Origin of the sequence: Ruminococcus sp. 1001136sp1_2201st1_G3_2201SCRN_220225 (assembly GCF_040924365.1) — a bacterium.
Classification (GTDB): Bacteria; Bacillota; Clostridia; order Lachnospirales; family Lachnospiraceae; genus Blautia_A; species Blautia_A faecis.
Genome location: NZ_JBCOME010000137.1, coordinates 1 through 1,341, shown reverse-complemented (window position 1 = coordinate 1,341; position 1,341 = coordinate 1). Strand labels below are relative to the sequence as shown.

General features: G+C 40.2%; 2 protein-coding genes. Both read right to left on the bottom strand.

The window, feature by feature from the left end:
- Positions 1 to 52 precede the first annotated feature (52 nt).
- Complete coding sequence (locus AB5642_RS20260; RefSeq protein ID WP_117506279.1) at positions 53 to 967, bottom strand: IS3 family transposase; 915 nt, start codon at positions 965 to 967, stop codon at positions 53 to 55.
- Complete coding sequence (locus AB5642_RS20255) at positions 964 to 1,248, bottom strand: transposase (protein ID WP_005612369.1); 285 nt, start codon at positions 1,246 to 1,248, stop codon at positions 964 to 966. Before AB5642_RS20255 ends, AB5642_RS20260 begins: the two co-directional genes overlap by 4 nt.
- Positions 1,249 to 1,341 lie beyond the last annotated feature (93 nt).

Here is a 1,341-nt window from a genome sequence, read left to right as displayed (position 1 = left end):
TGGTCCTATGTCAAGATTTAGTACAAGTTAAAATAAGAAATTTCTCCCTATTTTAACCTGCCAGAAGCTCAGCCTCAGTGTGCGTTCTTTCATACACTCGTTCGAATTCGTTTGGCGACATATAGTTGCAATGGCTATGAACTCGTTTCGTATTGTAGAAAGCTTCCAGATATTCAAAAATCAACTGATATGCCTGCTTATAGTCGCGAATTTTAAAGCGATTGAGCCATTCACGTTTGATAATAGAATGAAAGGATTCAATGCATGCATTATCCCACGGAAAAGCTTTCTTCGAATAACTGCGCTGCATATTTTCGGTTGCTTTTTTATATTCCTTTGCAACATATTGGCTGCCACGATCCGAATGGATAATTAATGGTTGATCGATATTTCGGCGAGCTTTGGCTTTGTTTATAGTATCAATCACGCAAGATACTTCCAGTGTTTCTGAAAGCGTCCAGGCTATGATTTTTCTGGAAAATAAATCCATAACACTGGTCAGATAGACAAATCCATCTATTGTCCAGATGTAGGTAATATCCGAACACCAGACTGCATTCGGACGATCAGGATTAAATTGCTCATCAAGGATATTTTGTAATTCAGTGCTGAAATCGGAATCTTTTGTGGTGATCGTCCATGGTTTGCTCCACTGAGCACGGATTCCCATTTGGCGCATATATGTACCAACGGTTCTTTCCGAAATGACTTCACCATTTTTTCGAAGTTCTACAGTGATTTTCGGAGCACCGTAGTTCTGCTTGGAATCATCATAAATATCTTGTATTTTTGCTTTTACAGCTTTACGACGTTTTTCTGTATCAGAAGGTACGTGGTGGAGCCATGCAAGATATCCTGAGCGAGAGACACCTAAAAATTTCAACATTCCGGAGACGGAAACCCGGCGTCCAGCCTTTTTGGCAGCTTCCGTCTTCTCAGACACTTCAAGATAAATGGCTTCCGTCATTTTCCCAGAATGTTGATTGCTTTTTTTAACACATCAAGTGCATCTTGGGCATCACGTAATTCACGTCTGAGACGGGCAATTTCCTTCTGCTCATCAGATGCATAATTACCAGAACCACGAACAGGAATATCACCTGATTCCCGGAAGTCTTTCAGCCATTTTGTTAATGTGCTGTATCCGATGCCAAGATTTTCTGCACATCCACGTACTCCGAGATCTTTGTGATCCTGATAGTACTGGACTGCATCAAGTTTAAATTGTTTGTCATGTTGCTTTGCCATATGAGATCCTCCTTCAGCATGTCTCTATTGTATCATGCTTATGTGTATTTGGAATTTCTCATTTTGGCTTGTACTATTTATATTCTAGCACCA